The following is a 19,139-nucleotide window of genomic DNA, read 5'->3' on the forward strand; positions in this document are numbered from 1 at the left end:
TAGTTAAAGATGACGTAAAATTAATAATAATTAAAGATGATAAAATAAAGGAGTTTTGATGATGTCGAAACAAAAGAAAGACGATATTATACATCATTTTAGACTGAATTTTGAAGCTAAGATGACAGCGTTAGGATTTTCATATAATAATATTGAATTATATCAACAAGCTTTTTCTCATTCTAGTTTTATTAACGATTTTAATATGAACCGTTTAGATCATAATGAGCGATTAGAGTTTCTTGGAGATGCGGTATTAGAATTGACGGTTTCACGCTATTTATTTGATAAACACCCAGATTTACCAGAGGGTAACTTAACAAAAATGCGTGCGACAATAGTTTGTGAACCTTCACTTGTAATATTTGCAAATAAAATCGGCTTAAATGAAATAATTTTACTCGGTAAAGGCGAAGAAAAGACTGGTGGTCGAACAAGACCATCGTTAATTTCAGATGCTTTCGAAGCTTTTATTGGTGCTCTATATCTAGATCAAGGCTTAGATATCGTCTGGCAATTTGCTGAAAAAGTGATATTTCCACATGTTGAACATGATGAATTATTAGGTGTGGTAGATTTTAAGACACAATTCCAAGAATTGGTTCATCAACAGAATAAAGGTGATGTAACGTATAAGTTAATCAATGAAGAAGGCCCAGCTCATCATCGGCTATTCACATCTGAAGTGATATTAGAAGGACACGCTGTTGCTAGTGGTAAAGGAAAAACAAAAAAAGAATCTGAACAAAAAGCGGCTGAGCAAGCATATAAACAATTAAAGAATTTGCATTAAGTTAGAGGTAAACGTAAGTTAAAATTATAAAAAAATGGGGATTGGGACAGGAATAAAATTATTAACCTATTACTTCCTAATTCTGACTTAGTAAGATTGACTAGGATTGAAAGTTGTTGATTCATTGACATCATATAATTCAAGCAGTTATTACTAAATTTTTAAAAATCAAGAGATAAAGCTTTTTAGTTTTAAGTTCTGTCATGATGAGAAATAAGATAGAGCTTTTGAATAGTGAAATAGTGATAAGGAGTTAAGAATGGTTTACTTAAAATCAATTGACGCCATTGGATTTAAATCATTTGCAGATCAAACAAATGTGCAATTTGATAAAGGTGTAACAGCAATTGTTGGTCCAAATGGTAGTGGCAAGAGTAATATTACAGATGCAATAAAGTGGGTACTAGGTGAACAATCTGCTAAATCTCTACGTGGCTCAAAAATGGAAGATATTATTTTTTCTGGAGCTGAGCATCGTAAAGCACAAAATTACGCTGAAGTTCAATTAAGACTAGATAATCAAGATAACAAACTTAATGTAGATGCTTCAGAAGTAGTTGTAACAAGAAGATTGTATCGTAGTGGTGAAAGTGAATATTACTTAAATAATGATCGTGCTAGACTTAAAGATATTACTGATCTGTTTTTAGATTCAGGTTTAGGCAAAGAAGCATACAGCATTATTTCTCAAGGTCGTGTGGATGAAATTTTAAATGCTAAACCTGTCGATCGTCGTCAAATTATTGAAGAATCAGCAGGAGTATTAAAATATAAAAAAAGAAAAGCTGAATCATTAAATAAATTAGCTCAAACAGAAGATAATTTAACTCGTGTAGAAGATATTTTATATGATCTAGAAGGACGAGTAGAACCCTTAAAAGAAGAAGCAGCTATTGCTAAAGAGTATAAAACATTATCTGAACAAATGACACACAGTGATATTGTTGTTACGGTTAATGACATAACGAGTTATCATAATGATAACCAACAATTAGATGAGCGTTTGAATGACTTGAAAAGTAAAGAAGCTAGCAAAGAAGCTGAAAAAAGTGAACTATCACAACATATTCAGCAATTTAAAGGACAACGGCAACAAATTGATAATGATATTGAGACGCTTAATTATCAACTTGTTAAAGCAACCGAAGCATTTGAAAAATATTCAGGTCAATTAAATGTTCTTGAAGAGCGTAAAAAAAATCAATCAGAAACAAATGCAAGATATGAAGAAGAGCAACTAAATTTAAATGAACAATTAACTACTATAGAAGAAGAACGTCTAGAATGTTCAACGGCATTACAGGCATTACAAGATAAACAAAAAGCACTTAATAGTGAAATTAAAGTATTAGAAGAGCAACTGTATGTTTCAGATGAAGCACACGATGAAAAATTAGAACAAATTAAGAATGATTACTATACATTAATGTCACAACAATCTGATGTTAATAATGATATTCGTTTTTTAAAACATACTATAGAAGAAAATGAAGCTAAAAAGTCACGCTTAGATTCAAGATTAGTTGAAGTATATGAACAGCTTAAATCTATTCAACAACAAATCACATCAGTTGATAAGGAATATCAACAAGCGAAAAAAGCTATGGTACAAACTGATAAAGAAATTAAGTCGCTTGAGCAAAGTTTGTCGAAAACAAAGCAATCACAAAATGAATATGAAGAAAAGTTATATCAAGCTTATCGTTATACTGAAAAAATGAAAACGAGAATTGATAGTTTAGCTGCTCAAGAAGAAGATTATACATATTTCTTTAATGGCGTTAAACATATATTAAAGGCTAAGAATAAAGAATTGTCTGGCATACACGGAGCAGTAGCTGAAATTATAGAAGTTCCTTCAAAATTAACACAAGCAATTGAAACCGCGTTAGGTGCATCCTTACAACATGTCATAGTTGACACTGAAAAGGATGGGCGTAATGCCATTAAATTCTTGAAAGATAAAGGACTAGGAAGAGCGACATTTTTACCATTGAATGTCATACAAAGTCGAACGATAGCCTCTGATATTAGAGCGATTGCTCAACAAGCAATTGGTTTTATCAGTGTAGCTTCTGAAGCAGTGACAGTAACATCAACTTATCAACAAATCATTGGCAACTTATTAGGCAATACGATTATAGTTGATAATTTAAAAAATGCTAATGACTTAGCAAGAGCAATTAAATATCGTACACGCATTGTTACTTTAGAAGGTGACATTGTTAATCCAGGTGGTTCAATGACTGGTGGTGGTGCTAGAAAGACTAAGAGCATCCTGTCTCAAAAAGATGAATTAACAACGATGCGTAAGCAGTTACAAGACTATTTACGTCAAACTGAAACGTTTGAACAACAGTTTAAAGAAATAAAAGAACAAAGTGATGAATTAAGTGAACAATATTTTGATAAAAGTCAAACTTATAATGTACTTAAAGAGCAAGCTCATCAATATGAATTAGATTTAGACCGCTTGAAAACTCAAGAAACTCAGATTAAAAATGAGCATGAAGAATTTGAATTTGAGAAAAATGATGGCTATGCAAGTGAAAAAAGTAAGCAAACGTTAACTGACAAAGAACAACAACTTGCAAATATTCAGCAGCAGTTAAAATATCTTGAAGAAGAAATAGAGCGTTATACACAATTATCAAAAGAAGGTAAAGAGAATACGACTCAAACGCAGCAACAACTACATCAAAAGCAATCTGATTTGGCAGTAATTAAAGAGCGTATTAAATCTCAAAAAGAATCAATAGGGCGTTTAAATAATCAACAACAAGCAACTGAACAACAACTAGCTGAAGTGAAAGAGAAGATTGCTTTCTTTAACTCAGATGAAGTAATGGGTGAACAAGCATTTAATAATATTCAACAACAAATTACTAATGCGGAAGAAGAAAGACAGCAATTATCCTTAAAATTAGATGAATTAAAACAACATAGAATAGATATCAACCAGCAAGTTGAACAATTAGAAGATAAGTTACAAGAGTGTCATCAAGATATACTATCTATCGAAAATCATTATCAAGATGTTAAATCACAACAATCTAGATTAGATGTTCTAATTAGTCATGCTATCAATCATTTAAATGACGATTATAATTTAACTTTTGAAAAAGCAAAAGCCGACTATCACAGTGATGAAGATATTGAAAGTTTACGAAAAAAAGTTAAATTGACTAAAATGTCAATTGAAGAATTGGGTCCAGTTAATTTAAATGCAATTCAACAATATGATGAACTAAATGAACGATACACATTTTTAAATGAGCAAAGAATGGATTTACGACAAGCTAAAGAAACATTAGAACAAATTATTAATGAAATGGATCAAGAAGTTATCGGAAGATTTAAAGAAACATTTCATGCCATTGAAGGACATTTTACTACTGTGTTTAAACAATTATTTGGTGGCGGAGATGCTAAACTAACATTAACAGATGATAATTATTTAACTGCTGGTGTAGATATTAATGTACAACCGCCAGGCAAAAAATTACAACATTTATCTCTGTTAAGCGGTGGTGAACGTGCTTTAACAGCCATTGCATTATTATTTGCAATTTTAAAAGTGAGATCAGCGCCGTTTGTCATTTTAGACGAGGTTGAAGCGGCGTTAGATGAAGCAAATGTCATTCGTTATGCTAGATATTTAAATGATTTGTCAGAACAGACCCAATTTATCGTTATTACACATCGTAAAGGTACGATGGAATTTTCAGATCGACTATACGGTGTAACAATGCAAGAATCAGGGGTAACTAAATTAGTAAGTGTTAATTTAAATACTATAGACGATGTACTCAAGGAGGAACAGTAATGAGCTTTTTTAAACGTTTAAAGGATAAATTTGCTACAACAAAAAAAGATGAAGAACAATTACAAAGTAATTTACCTGAAACTGAGGACCAACAACCATCATCAGAACAGCAACAATCTAATGAAGCAGAAGTTGAAGTTCCAAAGAAAAAACCACGTAAATTGAGTGAAGCTGATTTTGATGATGACGGCTTAATATCTATTGAAGATTTTGAAGAGATCGAAGCCCAAAAAATGGGTGCTAAGTTTAAAGCTGGTTTAGAGAAATCTAGACAAAACTTCCAAGAACAATTAAATAATTTAATTGCGAGATATCGTAAAGTTGATGAAGACTTCTTCGAGGCACTAGAAGAGATGTTAATTACTGCCGATGTCGGTTTTAATACGGTAATGACATTAACAGAAGAACTACGCAGTGAAGCACAACGTCGTAATATTCAAGATACTGAGGATTTACGTGAGGTTATAGTAGAAAAAATTGTTGAAATTTATCATCAAGAAGACGATAAATCCGAAGTAATGAACTTAGAAGATGGACGATTAAACGTCATCCTTATGGTAGGAGTTAATGGTGTTGGTAAGACTACAACAATTGGCAAACTTGCTTATCGTTACAAGATGGAAGGTAAGAAAGTGATGTTAGCTGCTGGTGATACTTTTAGAGCTGGAGCAATCGAACAACTAAAAGTATGGGGAGAACGTGTTGGCGTTGAGGTAGTAAGCCAAAGTGAAGGTTCAGATCCAGCGGCTGTTATGTACGATGCTATTAATGCAGCTAAAAATAAAGGTGTAGATATTTTAATTTGTGATACAGCTGGGCGATTACAAAACAAAACCAATTTAATGCAAGAATTAGAAAAAGTTAAGCGTGTTATTGGTAGAGCTGTGCCAGAAGCACCTCATGAAGTATTACTTTGTTTAGATGCAACTACTGGTCAAAATGCATTATCACAAGCACGTAATTTTAAAGATGTTACAAATGTATCTGGCATTGTTTTAACAAAATTAGATGGAACTGCTAAGGGTGGTATTGTATTAGCTATTAGAAATGAATTGCATATACCAGTTAAATATGTTGGTTTAGGTGAACAACTTGATGACCTACAACCATTTAATCCTGAAAGTTATGTTTATGGTTTATTTGCAGACATGATTGAACAAAATGAAGAAATTGATAGTGTTGCCGGTAATACTGAGCAATTAGAGGATAATGATCATGAGTCAAAATGATTTAGTAAAAACATTACGCATGAATTATTTGTTTGATTTTTACCAATCATTGTTAACAAATAAACAACGTAACTATTTAGAGTTATTTTATCTTGAAGATTATTCTCTAAGTGAAATCGCTGATACTTTTGATGTGAGTAGGCAAGCAGTTTATGATAATATAAGAAGAACTGGCGATTTAGTTGAAGATTATGAAGCTAAATTGGCATTATATCAAAAGTTTGAACAACGACAAGAAATATATAAAGAAATGAAACGTCATTTAAATGATACGAAAAAAATAGCACAATATATTCAACAATTAGAAGAATTAGAATAGAGAGATAGGGGGCATATTTTATGGCATTTGAAGGCTTATCAGAGCGTTTACAAGCAACTATGCAGAAAATGCGTGGTAAAGGTAAGTTAACTGAAGCAGATATCAAAACAATGATGCGTGAAGTTAGATTAGCATTATTAGAAGCCGACGTTAACTTCAAAGTTGTGAAAGAATTTATTAAAACCGTTTCAGAGCGTGCCTTAGGCTCAGATGTAATGCAGTCATTAACACCTGGCCAACAAGTCGTAAAAATTGTACAGGACGAGTTGACTCAATTAATGGGTGGAGAAAATACATCCATCACAATGGCTAACAAACCACCAACTGTAGTAATGATGGTTGGTTTACAAGGTGCAGGTAAAACAACTACTGCCGGTAAATTAGCATTATTAATGCGCAAAAAATATAACAAAAAACCGATGCTAGTTGCGGCGGATATTTATCGTCCTGCAGCTATTGATCAACTTCAAACTGTAGGTAAACAAATTGATATTCCTGTATATAGTGAAGGAGATCAAGTTAAACCTCAACAAATTGTTACTAACGCTTTACAACATGCTAAAGAAGAACATTTAGATTTTGTTATTATTGATACAGCTGGGCGTTTGCATATCGATGAAGCGTTAATGAATGAATTACAAGAAGTGAAAGAAATTGCGCAACCAAACGAAATTATGTTAGTTGTTGACTCAATGACAGGTCAAGATGCAGTCAATGTTGCAGAATCATTTGATAACCAGTTAGATATAACGGGTGTAACATTAACTAAACTTGATGGTGATACACGTGGTGGTGCAGCATTATCAATTCGTTCTGTAACGCAAAAACCAATCAAATTTGTTGGTATGAGTGAAAAATTAGATGGCTTAGAATTATTCCATCCCGAACGTATGGCATCTCGTATTTTAGGTATGGGTGATGTCTTAAGTTTAATTGAAAAAGCACAGCAAGATGTTGACCAAGAAAAAGCTAAAGATTTAGAGAAAAAAATGCGTGAATCATCATTTACATTAGATGACTTTTTAGAGCAATTAGATCAAGTTAAAAATTTAGGTCCATTAGATGATATTATGAAAATGATTCCTGGCATGAATAAAATGAAAGGCTTGGATAAATTAAATATGAACGACAAACAAATCGATCATATTAAAGCTATTATTCAATCTATGACTAAAGAAGAACGAAATAATCCAGACACGTTAAATGTATCTCGCAAGAAAAGGATTGCTAAAGGTTCTGGACGATCATTACAAGAAGTAAACCGTCTAATGAAACAATTCAATGATATGAAGAAAATGATGAAACAATTTACTGGTGGCGGTAAAGGTAAAAAAGGTAAGCGTAATCAAATGCAAAATATGCTAAAAGGCATGAATTTGCCGTTTTAATTAGTGGTTTTGCTAAAAGTTACAATGTGCAAGTTAGGACTTAAATATTTGGTAAAGAAAAAACTCTTTACAAATTTGCTAGCACCTGTTAATATTATTTCTTGTAGAATATAAATAATAAAACAGATTTAAAGGAGATTTTATAAATGGCAGTTAAAATTCGTTTAACACGTTTAGGTTCAAAAAGAAATCCATTCTATCGTATCGTAGTTGCAGATGCACGTTCACCACGTGACGGTCGTATCATCGAACAAATCGGTACTTATAACCCAGCGAGCGTTAATGCTCCTGAAATTAAAGTTGATGAAGAGTTAGCTTTAAAATGGTTAAAAGATGGTGCGAAACCAACTGATACAGTTCACAATATCTTATCTAAAGAAGGTATTATGAAAAAATTCGACGAACAAAAGAAAGCTAAATAATTAGCTTAATCACTAGTCGAAATAATAATTTAAAACTTATCATTGAACACAATATATTGATGTAAACCAGACATGAATATATAAATGTTATCATAAGTGAAGGGTACCAGTATGGTGCCCTTTTTATTTGATTAAAAGTATTTTTATTTTATTAATAAAAAATGAATACTTTAAAACGAAAATTAATTTGAAGCCGAGACTCCTGAGACAGCACCCTAGGAAGGGACCCAACACAGAAAAACTGGTTGTCTGAAATAGGTTTACAGTTTATTAATTCATAATAAACTGCATAAGATTTTCTAGCTATCAAGATAGCAGAAACTCTAACATGCAATGCAGGGACCCAACATAGAAAAACTGGTTATCCAGTTTTTTCAAGCAATGCAAGTTGGGCAAGGGACCCGTCATAGAAAAATTTTAAAAATAAAATTTTTACTATAATGTGCAAGACGGGGTGAGAGGCTAAAAAATAATTATGTTATCAGTCCAATTTGGGAGAGAACCATTAAAAGTAAGTATATTGTCTTTAAAAAGTATGTAAAAAATTGTAATTGTTAAAAACAGATTTAATAAAATAAATGCTGATAAAATTTGGATGAATTTTAAGTCACTTTCAAAATTGACAACTGAAGTCAATCATGAGATTGTAAAATAAAAATATAATACTTTTTTATTCAATGCGACGTAGGATGTTATGTTTATTCTGAGATAGAATGTAATTTTGAAAAATTGTTGGAGGGTAAAATATATGAAAGTTGAAGTTGGTCAAATAGTAAATACACATGGAATTAAAGGTGAATTGAAAGTTAAATCCAATTCAGACTTTACAGATATTCGCTTTCAGCCCGGTGAAACTTTAACGATATCACATAACAATCAAGATATTGATTATGTGATAAAATCGCATCGTATCCATAAAGGGTTACATATGTTGACTTTTGAAGGTATCACTAATATTAATGATATTGAACATCTTAAAGGAGACGTTATTTATCAAGAACGAGACCATGATGATATTGAATTAGGGGAACATGAATTTTATTATTCAGATATTATTGGATGTACCGTTTTTGATGATCAAGAGACACCTATTGGTCGTGTTATCGATATTTTTGAAACAGGTGCTAATGACGTTTGGGTAGTTGAAGGAGCAAAAGAATATTTAATTCCTTATATTGCTGATGTTGTCAAAGATATTGATATTGATAATAAAAAAATCATTATTACTCCAATGGAAGGACTACTGGACTAATGAAAATTGATTATTTAACACTTTTTCCAGAAATGTTTGATGGTGTGCTGAATCATTCAATACTAAAAAGGGCTCAAGAAAGAGAATTGTTACAAGTCAATACGGTTAATTTTAGAGATTATTCAATTAATAAACATAATCAAGTAGATGACTATCCTTATGGTGGAGGTCAAGGTATGGTACTTAAACCAGAACCAGTATTTAATGCTATGGAAGATTTAGCAGTTAGTGACAATACACGTGTCATTTTAATGTGTCCACAAGGTGAACCGTTTACGCAACGTAAAGCAGAAGAATTAAGTCATGCCGAGCATATCGTATTCATTTGTGGTCACTATGAAGGTTATGACGAGCGCATAAGAACGAATTTAGTAACTGATGAAATTTCTATCGGAGATTATGTCTTAACTGGTGGAGAATTGCCTGCGATGACAATGACTGATGCAATTGTAAGGCTTATTCCTGGTGTGCTAGGGAACGAACAATCTCATCAAGATGATTCATTTTCAGATGGCTTGTTAGAATTTCCACAATACACTAGACCACGCGAATTTAAGGGATTAACAGTACCAGATGTTTTATTATCAGGAAATCATGCTCATATTGAACAATGGAGACATGAGCAAAAATTAATTCGTACTTATCATAAAAGACCTGATTTACTTGAAAGTTATCCGTTAACTAAACCAGACAAAGATTTTTTAGAAAAATATAAAATAGAATTGAAAAAAGAATAGTGTTATGCTAACATTATTTAAGTGTGAAAACACGAAAAATCACTATGCTCCGCTGCTATATATTTGTCGAGGCAAGAACATAGGGTGAAGAGGAGAATTTATAATGACAAACCATAAGTTAATTGAAGCAGTAACAAAATCACAATTACGTACGGATTTACCAAACTTCCGTCCAGGTGACACTTTACGTGTACACGTACGTATCATCGAAGGTACTCGTGAACGTATCCAAGTATTCGAAGGTGTTGTAATCAAACGTCGTGGTGGCGGAGTTTCTGAAACGTTTACAGTTCGTAAAATTTCATCAGGTGTTGGTGTGGAACGTACATTCCCATTACACACTCCAAAAATTGAAAAAATCGAAGTTAAACGTCGTGGTAAAGTACGTCGTGCTAAATTATATTACCTACGTAGTTTACGTGGTAAAGCTGCTAGAATTCAAGAAATTCGTTAATCAGCGATTATCCGAAACTATTATTGAGTTTGATATGACTCAAATCAAAAAGCCATCTAGGTCACTTTTAACAAGTGATTTAGATGGCTTTTTTGGTGTTTTAATTTATAGTGTGTCTCATTCCCATAAGTGATTAATATTTGATTAACTTATTAATCACTTTTCTAGGCCAGTTGGTTTATGCAGTGGAACTTTGAAATTGGTATGCTAAATAATTTAATTATCTTTACGTTGTAACAACTTTGGTACGAATAATGTCGCTACAAAGCTTAAAAAGATTCCAACTAAACTAATAAAAATTAATAGTTTAATATGAGGTGATTGATAACTTAAATTAATATGTGTCGCTCCTTTTGATACTTTTATTCCTGTCATGATGCCATTGACAGCTTCAACTTTTAACTTGTGACCATGTTCGTCTTGTGCTCTCATCCCTTTTGCATAAGTCATAGGTAAGACAATGTAACCTTCATCCTTTTGATTTTTTGTAATCGTAAAGCTGTGATGATTTTTAGTTACCTTTACAGGTGTAGTATGTTTAGTTGCCTCTTTTAAAGTATGATAATCTTCTCCATAAATTCCTTTTAAATTTAAGCGATATTGTCCTTTTGGTAATGAAATGTGAATATTGCTATCTGATTTAATACGCATAGTAACAGGTGTAACGAATCGACGGTATTGATATGTTAAAAGGTTACGATTTTGAACATAGTGATTTACTTTGACATTGTAAGCTTTATCAGGAGACAATAATTCGATATCCATTTCTACGTATAAGTCCTGATAGCGTTGTGATAATGCTTTTGGTAACGTGATAGTCAAACCACCATTATCTTTAATCACTTGTAAATGATGTTTAGATTGCCAATGTGCATTTTTTGTATTAGTGTGAGCTTTCGATAATAGATTCGTATTTGCTTTGAAATGTCTATTGCTTGTTGTTTTATCAGATAATACAACACCTTGTAGCATAGCTTGTTCTTTATCAAGAGGTGATTTTAACTCACTGTTATTAAAAATGTTATTCGTAATATGTGCACTTGGATAATTAATTGTATTTTTTGAATGAACCCATGTTGTATCATTATCAGCAATAGTTTGGTTTATTTTAAAGCCATATGGTATTGTTTTGTCATGTTGCTTACGTAGTCGATCTTGTACATTCCATAAAGCCATTAGATTAGCTCGATCACCTAATAATCTATACGTACTATTTTTATCAGTAGGCATATTGATTTGTAGTTGATTATCGTAATAATTCAATATTTTACCATCGAAAATACTTGAATATAAGGAAATGCCATTATAGTGATAAATGAAAGGTGAGTTAAGTGCATAATTAGACATGTAATCAATTCTATTAAGCGTGTCATCATTGGTATTATTGATATTGCTTATCGTTTTATCTAATATAGGACTTCGATATTTACTTGAATTAACAGTATCTTTACTTTGTAAATAAGGATCGATAGCTCTTACTTTATTTTCTTGTAAAATCAACATTTGTTGACCTAATATCAGTAACACAAGTGATGTATATAATATAGCTTTCAATTTAGAATGATGATATTGAATTAATAATGCAATCACCACCATGACAATAATAGCTACTAACAAAGATTTAGGTTTAGTGTGAAAAATAACATAATAGGCTAACCAAAATAAGGCTGTAGGTATAGCAATCATTAAATAGCGTTTTAATTTTAGTTCGCTTATATATTGTATAAATAATCCAATAAGTATACTACTTGATAAAGCTAATGCATAGACCCATCGTCTTTGAGGCATAGAAAAACCATTAAAGGCACTATCGAAATATTGAGAAGATGAACCTAAAATTAATATCCATGTAATAATCGCAAACAAACGATAGAAATAATGATGATAAAGTTTAAATGATAATAATGCAACGATTGTAATAATTGAAATTGTAATATAAAAACCGTCTGAAAATAGTAAAAAACGACTTTCTATTGGTGTTAATAACGGTATCTCTAAATTGGGATTTTGCTTACGATCATTGTGTAAAAAAGCAGAAATACCAGTGTATAAGCCGAAGCTACTGGATAATATACTTAAAACAGTAGCAATAACTAATATGTAAAACTTTTGCCAACGTGACACAATGTCATTTTTATATTGAAATATGAGGCGATAAATAAAATAAAAACCGAGTATAATACCTTGATAATAACTAAAGTAAAAACTGCTAAATAGCGTTATAGTAATACTGATAATAAATATGCCAATTTTTCGTTGTTGATAAAAACGCTCGAAACCTAAAATAGTTAAGGGTAATAAATATAAAATGTTACCGTAAAATGACCAAGTAAAATTAAAATAAATGATTACTGTCGACATACCATACAAGATTAATGCCACTATGATACTTAGTGGTTTCAATTTTAAATATTTAAATAAATAATACGAACACATAAACGTTAAAATAGTTCTAACCATTGCCATAATAAGTTGATTATTTAGCCAGAAGCTAATATCAGATGGATTAATATGTTTAAATAATCCAAACACCCATATTGCAAAGAAATTTAACCACATCAAAGGTGACAATGAATAATAATATGATAAGCCATTAACATAATCTCCGCCTAATCCAAATGAAGGATCATAAAAACTACTTAACGATGTAAAATGCTCATAAAGATACATTTGAAAAGGCATCATTTGTCGAAAGCCATCACCAGAACCACTAAACACAAGGTCGTGAACAAAATAACCGTAAAGGTATGGAGCAAATAAAATGATCGTCATACCAATACTAAGTAAAACAACTAGCACAAAATGCCAGATTTTATTAGAAATTAAATTTTTAATCACAACATATCCTCATCTTTCTCTATAATAAATTGGTTATTAACTATATAACTACCTAACTTTGAAATTGATTTAATCTTTATTATTTTATCATTAAAATATAGTGATAGATATTAAAAGTATAGCTATATAAAATTAAGTTACATACGCCAAATAGTCAAAGTGAATAATACAAAAAAGAACATGCGTGGTTAAGTTAGTTATTAAATGTAAAATTATAAAAAGTTAACTTAAAATGTTAATTTTAAAGTGACATAGCTAAGGAGTAAGTCATAAAACTGACTTAAAAATACAATAATTTTAAAAATTAATCGTCCTTTAAGCATTTTTAAAGTAAATGTTACTATAAATATAGTTGAATGTAGAAAAGTGTTCTATAATAGATAAGTTGACAAGATCTAAAGAAAGCAAGGTGAATCATATGGTAATTCAATGGTATCCAGGACATATGGCGAAAGCAAAAAGAGAAGTAAGTGAACAATTAAAAAAAGTAGATGTTGTATTTGAATTAGTAGATGCACGCATCCCTTATAGTTCTAGAAATCCAATGATAGATGATGTTATTAAGCAAAAACCTCGCGTCGTTATTTTAAATAAAAAAGACATGTCTAATTTAAAAGAAATGGAAAAATGGGAAAATTTCTTTGTTGAAAAAGGCTATTATCCAGTAGCCGTTGATGCTAAACATGGTAAGAATTTAAAACAAGTTGAAGCAGCAGCTATCAAAGCAACAAAAGAAAAATTTGAGCGAGAAAAAGCAAAAGGATTAAAGCCTAGAGCAATTAGAGCAATGATTGTTGGAATACCTAATGTTGGTAAATCTACTTTAATTAATAAATTAGCTAATCGCAGTATTGCTCAAACAGGTAACAAACCAGGTGTAACAAAACAGCAACAGTGGATTAAAGTTGGTAAGTCGTTACAACTACTAGACACACCTGGAATATTATGGCCTAAATTTGAAGATGAAGAAGTAGGAAAAAAATTAAGTCTAACAGGCGCAATTAAAGATAGTATTGTACATTTAGATGAAGTAGCAATTTATGGACTTAATTTCTTGATTGCGCATGATTTAGAGAGATTGCAACAACATTATAAAATTGATGTAAATGCGGATGCTGAAGTTTTAGAATGGTTCGATGCAATTGGACGTAAACGAGGATTATTGAGAAAAGGTAATGAAGTAGATTATGAAGCAGTTATTGAATTATTAATTAATGATATGAGAAATGCCAAAATTGGTACTTACTGTTTTGATATAGTACAAGAAATGTCTGAGGAATTATCGCATGACTCAAACAATTAAAGACTTGACAGCAATCATTAATGATATTAATTCATTAGAAGAATTAGCAACTCATACCGTTAATGCTGATGGACGAAAAGGTGTCCAGTTAGCAATTAGTAGACGTCGTAAGCAACTTTTAGCTAAAGAACAATTACAACAAAAATATATAACTATGTCGAAGTACGAACAAAGTATTTTAAACCAGCAACCAAATGCATTAATTTGTGGCATTGATGAAGTAGGACGCGGACCATTAGCAGGTCCTGTAGTTGCATGTGCGACGATATTAAATTCTGGACATCATTATTTAGGACTAGATGATTCTAAAAAAATGACTGCAGCTAAGCGTGAACAACTTAATGAAGCATTAAAATCAAATGTTAGAGACTATGCTTTTGGGATTGCTACAGCGCAAGAGATTGATGAATTGAATATTTATCAAGCGACAAAAGTGGCAATGCAACGTGCAATTGATAATTTGACAGTTAAACCCACACATTTATTAATAGATGCTATGGAATTAAACAATAACATTCCTCAACAAGCTATTATAAAAGGAGATGCTAAAAGTGTCTCGATTGCTGCAGCAAGTGTAATGGCGAAAGTATATCGAGATCACTATATGACAGATTTAGCACAACAATATCCTGATTACGGTTTTGATAAAAATGCTGGCTATGGTACTAAACAACATCTTACTGCGATAGATACAGTAGGTATTATGGCTGAGCATAGGAAAAGTTTTGAACCAATTAAATCAATAGTCTCTAATGAAAAAGTAGAATAATATTGTATTTGTATTTTTTGTAACTTCAAAATAGTTGTTTTATTAAATAATTTGTAAAAATAGCATGAAAATATACCTTTTAAGTTTACAATAGCGCTTACATTTTTTATAATTGTAAGGGAACTTAACCTAAGAAACAGGAGGATGGAAGATGAATATCCACGAGTATCAAGGTAAAGAAATATTTCGTTCTATGGGCGTACCAGTACCAGAAGGACGAGTAGCATTTACTGCTGAAGAAGCGGTGGAGAAAGCGAAAGAATTAAATTCAGATGTATATGTAGTTAAGGCACAAATACATGCTGGTGGTAGAGGTAAAGCAGGCGGTGTTAAGATTGCTAAGTCTTTATCAGAAGTTGAAACATATGCAAATGAATTGTTAGGTAAAACTTTGGTGACACACCAGACAGGTCCGGAAGGTAAAGAAGTTAAACGTTTATATATCGAAGAAGGATGCGATATTCAAAAAGAATATTATGTTGGCTTTGTTATTGATCGTGCAACTGATCAAGTTACTTTGATGGCATCTGAAGAAGGGGGTACTGAGATCGAGGAAGTTGCAGCAAAAACACCTGAAAAGATTTTCAAAGAATCAATCGATCCAGTAGTTGGTTTATCACCATATCAAGCGCGTAGAATTGCGTTTAATATTAATATTCCAAAAGAATCTGTCAATAAAGCAGCTAAATTTTTAATAGCACTTTATAACGTCTTTATCGAAAAAGATTGTTCTATTGTTGAAATTAATCCATTAGTTACTACTGGTGACGGTGAAGTATTGGCATTAGATGCTAAAATTAATTTTGATGATAATGCTTTATTTAGACATAAAGATGTTGTTGAAATGAGAGATTTAGAAGAGGAAGATCCAAAAGAAATCGAAGCATCAAAACATGATTTATCATATATTGCTTTAGACGGAGACATTGGTTGTATGGTAAATGGTGCAGGTTTAGCTATGGCAACTATGGATACTATTAATCACTTCGGTGGCAACCCAGCTAACTTCTTAGACGCAGGTGGTAGTGCTACAAGAGAAAAAGTTACTGAAGCATTTAAAATCATCTTAGGTGATGAAAATGTTAAAGGTATTTTTGTTAACATTTTCGGCGGTATTATGAAATGTGATGTTATTGCGGAAGGTATCGTTGAAGCAGTTAAAGAAGTAGACTTAACATTACCACTTGTAGTTCGTTTAGAAGGTACTAACGTTGAACTTGGTAAACAAATCTTAAAAGATTCAGGTTTAGCAATTGAACCAGCAGCTACAATGGCTGAAGGCGCACAAAAAATTGTTAAGCTTGTAAAAGAAGCGTAAGGAAAGGATGGGAGCACTAAGATGAGTGTATTTATAGATAAGAATACTAAAGTAATGGTACAAGGTATTACAGGGTCTACTGCCCTTTTCCATACAAAACAAATGCTTGACTATGGAACTCAAATTGTTGCTGGTGTAACACCAGGTAAAGGCGGTCAAGTAGTTGAAGGCGTTCCAGTTTTCAATACAGTTGAAGAAGCTAAAAACGAAACTGGAGCAACAGTTTCTGTTATTTATGTTCCTGCACCATTTGCAGCCGATTCAATTTTAGAAGCAGCTGATGCAGATTTAGATATGGTAATTTGTATTACTGAACATATTCCTGTATTGGATATGGTTAAAGTTAAACGTTATTTAGAAGGTAGAAAAACACGTTTAGTTGGACCAAACTGTCCAGGTGTTATCACTGCTGATGAATGTAAAATTGGTATTATGCCAGGATATATTCATAAAAAAGGACACGTAGGTGTAGTGTCTCGTTCAGGTACATTGACTTATGAAGCAGTGCATCAGCTAACTGAAGAAGGCATTGGTCAAACTACTGCAGTAGGTATCGGTGGAGACCCAGTTAATGGAACTAACTTTATTGACGTATTAAAAGCATTTAATGAAGATGATGACACTAAAGCTGTTGTAATGATTGGTGAAATCGGTGGTACTGCAGAAGAAGAAGCTGCTGAATGGATTAAAGCAAATATGACTAAACCTGTAGTTGGATTTATTGGTGGTCAAACTGCTCCTCCAGGAAAACGTATGGGACATGCGGGTGCTATCATTTCTGGTGGTAAAGGTACAGCAGAAGAGAAGATTAAAACACTGAATAGTTGTGGTGTAAAAACTGCTGCAACACCTTCGGAAATTGGTACTACTTTAATTGAAGCTGCCAAAGAAGCAGGTATATACGAAGAATTATTAACAATTAATAAATAAAATTTAAAAAATTATTCATAGCCCAAACTGTGTTTTTAATAATGCAGTATTGGGCTATTTGTCGTTAAAAAATATTGTTATATCGTCTAAAGTTAAATATAAAGGTCCACTATTTTCAGGGCCGATTAATAAAATGTAAACTAAAATCATTAAAAAAATAGTAAATGCTGCGTCGAAATAGGGTTCTAACATAGAGCAATCCTGAGCAAAGAATTTTTTCTATAATTTTGAAGATACATTATAAAACTAATAAAACTATGAGTCTAATTTGATGATAGAGGACCAATATAAAATTCTAAGTCTCGATAATATTATTTTATAATAGAAGAAATAATTTTATAACTACTAACATAAAATTGACGTAGTAATGCTCCTTAAAATATTATTACAATTTTAATTGCAGATGTTACTTAAATGATAAATACATAAACCTGTTTTAAAGTTATAATAATTAAAAGGAGCTGTTTTAATGAAAGATTTAGAACAAAGTCTGCTGAAATTAGTATGGCAACAATTTTCTACTACTCAAATTCACCATTTACTTCGACAATTCCCCACATTTTTAACTGCAGATCATTATGAACAATGTTATATGCTAGAACAATTTAAATATATATCAACTAAAAGCAATTTACAGTTTAAATTTCAAATGTACAAAAAGACCTCAATAGATGAAATTATGACATATTTTCAACAATTGAATATCAATTACCTCTCCGTGTTTAATGATGCCTATCCTCATTTTTTAAAACAAATTTATGATTTTCCATTTGTACTTTTTTATCAAGGACAACTTCAAATATTGCAACACTATAATACATTGGCAATTATAGGTTCCAGACAAGCTAGTTCGTATACGAAAAATGTTTTAAATCACTTTTTTCCAGAATTCGCTAATCATCAACTAACTATTGTTTCTGGCTTAGCAATCGGTGCTGATAGTTTTGCGCACCAATTTGCGCTTAAGTATCATATGTCAACAGTAGCAGTTTTAGCGTTTGGCCATGAACATCATTACCCCAAAGAAACTTTGTTATTAAGACAACAAATTGCTGAACAAGGTATTGTAATAAGTGAATACATGCCCAAAAGTTCAATTGCAAAATATAGGTTTCCAGAACGTAATCGTCTAATTAGTGGATTATCAAAAGGTATTTTTATTACAGAAGCGAAAGAGCGTAGTGGAAGTCACATCACTATAGATTGTGCGCTTGAACAAAATAGAAATGTTTATGTTTTACCTGGTTCTATTTTTAATCCTTTAACTAAAGGCAATTTATTAAGGATTCAAGAAGGAGCGAAAGTAGTTATAGACGCACAAGACATCATTGAAGATTATCTATAATTTTGATGAGCTAAAGAACATTGTTTAGGAGTGGGACAGAAGTAAATTTTATATAAAATTTATTTCGTAGATACCCGTCCTGCACATTTAAAGCTACTTAGATTTTAATCTTTAGTAGCTTTTGCCCAACCTGCATTGTTTGTAGAAACTGTAAGTACAGTTTCTCTGTGTTGGGTCCCTATGCAATTGTTGCGTTAGCAACCAATTGTAATCCCT

The 19,139-nt window shown here is 31.7% G+C and carries 15 protein-coding genes; 14 read left to right on the forward strand and 1 reads right to left on the reverse strand.

All coding sequences use genetic code 11. From position 1 onward, the window contains the following. Window positions 1–61 precede the first annotated feature (61 nt). The 9 genes from rnc to rplS all read left to right on the forward strand — a co-directional run bounded on the left by rnc (window position 62) and on the right by rplS (window position 10,420). Window positions 62–793 carry a ribonuclease III gene (gene rnc / locus J3R86_RS05070; RefSeq protein ID WP_207518330.1) on the forward strand — a complete coding sequence of 244 codons (732 nt, stop codon included), beginning with the start codon at window positions 62–64 and terminating at the stop codon, window positions 791–793. Between the two features lie 259 nt (window positions 794–1,052). Continuing rightward, window positions 1,053–4,619, forward strand: a complete 3,567-nt coding sequence (gene smc / locus J3R86_RS05075) for a chromosome segregation protein SMC (RefSeq protein ID WP_207518332.1) — start codon at window positions 1,053–1,055, stop codon at window positions 4,617–4,619. Continuing rightward, window positions 4,619–5,848: a signal recognition particle-docking protein FtsY gene (ftsY, locus tag J3R86_RS05080; protein WP_207518333.1), complete on the forward strand. Its 1,230-nt coding sequence runs from the start codon at window positions 4,619–4,621 to the stop codon at window positions 5,846–5,848. Before smc ends, ftsY begins: the two co-directional genes overlap by 1 nt. Beyond that, the gene (locus tag J3R86_RS05085) at window positions 5,835–6,167 is read left to right on the forward strand and encodes a putative DNA-binding protein (RefSeq protein ID WP_207518335.1); all 333 of its coding nucleotides are present in this window, start codon (window positions 5,835–5,837) and stop codon (window positions 6,165–6,167) included. Before ftsY ends, J3R86_RS05085 begins: the two co-directional genes overlap by 14 nt. A gap of 20 nt (window positions 6,168–6,187) precedes the next feature. Beyond that, window positions 6,188–7,555, forward strand: a complete 1,368-nt coding sequence (gene ffh / locus J3R86_RS05090; protein ID WP_207518336.1) for a signal recognition particle protein — start codon at window positions 6,188–6,190, stop codon at window positions 7,553–7,555. Window positions 7,556–7,701: 146 nt separating this feature from the next. Then, window positions 7,702–7,977 carry a 30S ribosomal protein S16 gene (rpsP, locus tag J3R86_RS05095; protein ID WP_207518337.1) on the forward strand — a complete coding sequence of 92 codons (276 nt, stop codon included), beginning with the start codon at window positions 7,702–7,704 and terminating at the stop codon, window positions 7,975–7,977. Between the two features lie 748 nt (window positions 7,978–8,725). Further along, the gene (gene rimM, locus J3R86_RS05100; RefSeq protein WP_207518339.1) at window positions 8,726–9,229 is read left to right on the forward strand and encodes a ribosome maturation factor RimM; all 504 of its coding nucleotides are present in this window, start codon (window positions 8,726–8,728) and stop codon (window positions 9,227–9,229) included. Beyond that, a complete protein-coding gene (trmD, locus tag J3R86_RS05105; protein WP_207518341.1) occupies window positions 9,229–9,966 on the forward strand; it encodes a tRNA (guanosine(37)-N1)-methyltransferase TrmD in 738 nt (245 codons plus the stop codon). Before rimM ends, trmD begins: the two co-directional genes overlap by 1 nt. Window positions 9,967–10,069: 103 nt before the next feature. Beyond that, complete coding sequence (rplS, locus tag J3R86_RS05110) at window positions 10,070–10,420, forward strand: 50S ribosomal protein L19 (protein WP_002465082.1); 351 nt, start codon at window positions 10,070–10,072, stop codon at window positions 10,418–10,420. Window positions 10,421–10,636: 216 nt separating this feature from the next. On the opposite strand, the gene J3R86_RS05115 is transcribed toward rplS, so the two are convergent. Next, entirely contained in the window at window positions 10,637–13,258 is a 2,622-nt protein-coding gene (locus tag J3R86_RS05115) for a YfhO family protein (protein WP_207518342.1), read from the reverse strand. Window positions 13,259–13,676: 418 nt separating this feature from the next. Between J3R86_RS05115 and ylqF the strand changes: the two genes are divergently transcribed. The 5 genes from ylqF (at window position 13,677) to dprA (ending at window position 18,923) form a co-directional block, all read left to right on the forward strand. Continuing rightward, entirely contained in the window at window positions 13,677–14,561 is an 885-nt protein-coding gene (gene ylqF / locus J3R86_RS05120; RefSeq protein WP_207518343.1) for a ribosome biogenesis GTPase YlqF, read from the forward strand. Beyond that, entirely contained in the window at window positions 14,545–15,330 is a 786-nt protein-coding gene (locus tag J3R86_RS05125; protein WP_207518345.1) for a ribonuclease HII, read from the forward strand. The genes ylqF and J3R86_RS05125 overlap by 17 nt, the downstream gene beginning before the upstream one ends. A 151-nt stretch (window positions 15,331–15,481) precedes the next feature. Beyond that, the gene (gene sucC, locus J3R86_RS05130) at window positions 15,482–16,648 is read left to right on the forward strand and encodes an ADP-forming succinate--CoA ligase subunit beta (protein ID WP_207518346.1); all 1,167 of its coding nucleotides are present in this window, start codon (window positions 15,482–15,484) and stop codon (window positions 16,646–16,648) included. 21 nt (window positions 16,649–16,669) lie between these two features. Then, window positions 16,670–17,578, forward strand: a complete 909-nt coding sequence (gene sucD, locus J3R86_RS05135; RefSeq protein ID WP_002465077.1) for a succinate--CoA ligase subunit alpha — start codon at window positions 16,670–16,672, stop codon at window positions 17,576–17,578. A 469-nt stretch (window positions 17,579–18,047) separates the two neighbouring features. Continuing rightward, the gene (gene dprA, locus J3R86_RS05140) at window positions 18,048–18,923 is read left to right on the forward strand and encodes a DNA-processing protein DprA (protein WP_207518348.1); all 876 of its coding nucleotides are present in this window, start codon (window positions 18,048–18,050) and stop codon (window positions 18,921–18,923) included. Window positions 18,924–19,139: the final 216 nt, after the last annotated feature.

The organism is Staphylococcus simiae, from assembly GCF_017357005.1.
GTDB classification, from domain to species: Bacteria; Bacillota; Bacilli; order Staphylococcales; family Staphylococcaceae; genus Staphylococcus; species Staphylococcus simiae_A.

Coding starts and splice junctions, on each gene's coding strand:
- rnc (WP_207518330.1), top strand. CDS start 62: ATGTCGAAACAAAAGAAAGACGATATTATACATCATTTTAGACTGAAT.
- smc (WP_207518332.1), top strand. CDS start 1,053: ATGGTTTACTTAAAATCAATTGACGCCATTGGATTTAAATCATTTGCA.
- ftsY (WP_207518333.1), top strand. CDS start 4,619: ATGAGCTTTTTTAAACGTTTAAAGGATAAATTTGCTACAACAAAAAAA.
- J3R86_RS05085 (WP_207518335.1), top strand. CDS start 5,835: ATGAGTCAAAATGATTTAGTAAAAACATTACGCATGAATTATTTGTTT.
- ffh (WP_207518336.1), top strand. CDS start 6,188: ATGGCATTTGAAGGCTTATCAGAGCGTTTACAAGCAACTATGCAGAAA.
- rpsP (WP_207518337.1), top strand. CDS start 7,702: ATGGCAGTTAAAATTCGTTTAACACGTTTAGGTTCAAAAAGAAATCCA.
- rimM (WP_207518339.1), top strand. CDS start 8,726: ATGAAAGTTGAAGTTGGTCAAATAGTAAATACACATGGAATTAAAGGT.
- trmD (WP_207518341.1), top strand. CDS start 9,229: ATGAAAATTGATTATTTAACACTTTTTCCAGAAATGTTTGATGGTGTG.
- rplS (WP_002465082.1), top strand. CDS start 10,070: ATGACAAACCATAAGTTAATTGAAGCAGTAACAAAATCACAATTACGT.
- ylqF (WP_207518343.1), top strand. CDS start 13,677: ATGGTAATTCAATGGTATCCAGGACATATGGCGAAAGCAAAAAGAGAA.
- J3R86_RS05125 (WP_207518345.1), top strand. CDS start 14,545: ATGACTCAAACAATTAAAGACTTGACAGCAATCATTAATGATATTAAT.
- sucC (WP_207518346.1), top strand. CDS start 15,482: ATGAATATCCACGAGTATCAAGGTAAAGAAATATTTCGTTCTATGGGC.
- sucD (WP_002465077.1), top strand. CDS start 16,670: ATGAGTGTATTTATAGATAAGAATACTAAAGTAATGGTACAAGGTATT.
- dprA (WP_207518348.1), top strand. CDS start 18,048: ATGAAAGATTTAGAACAAAGTCTGCTGAAATTAGTATGGCAACAATTT.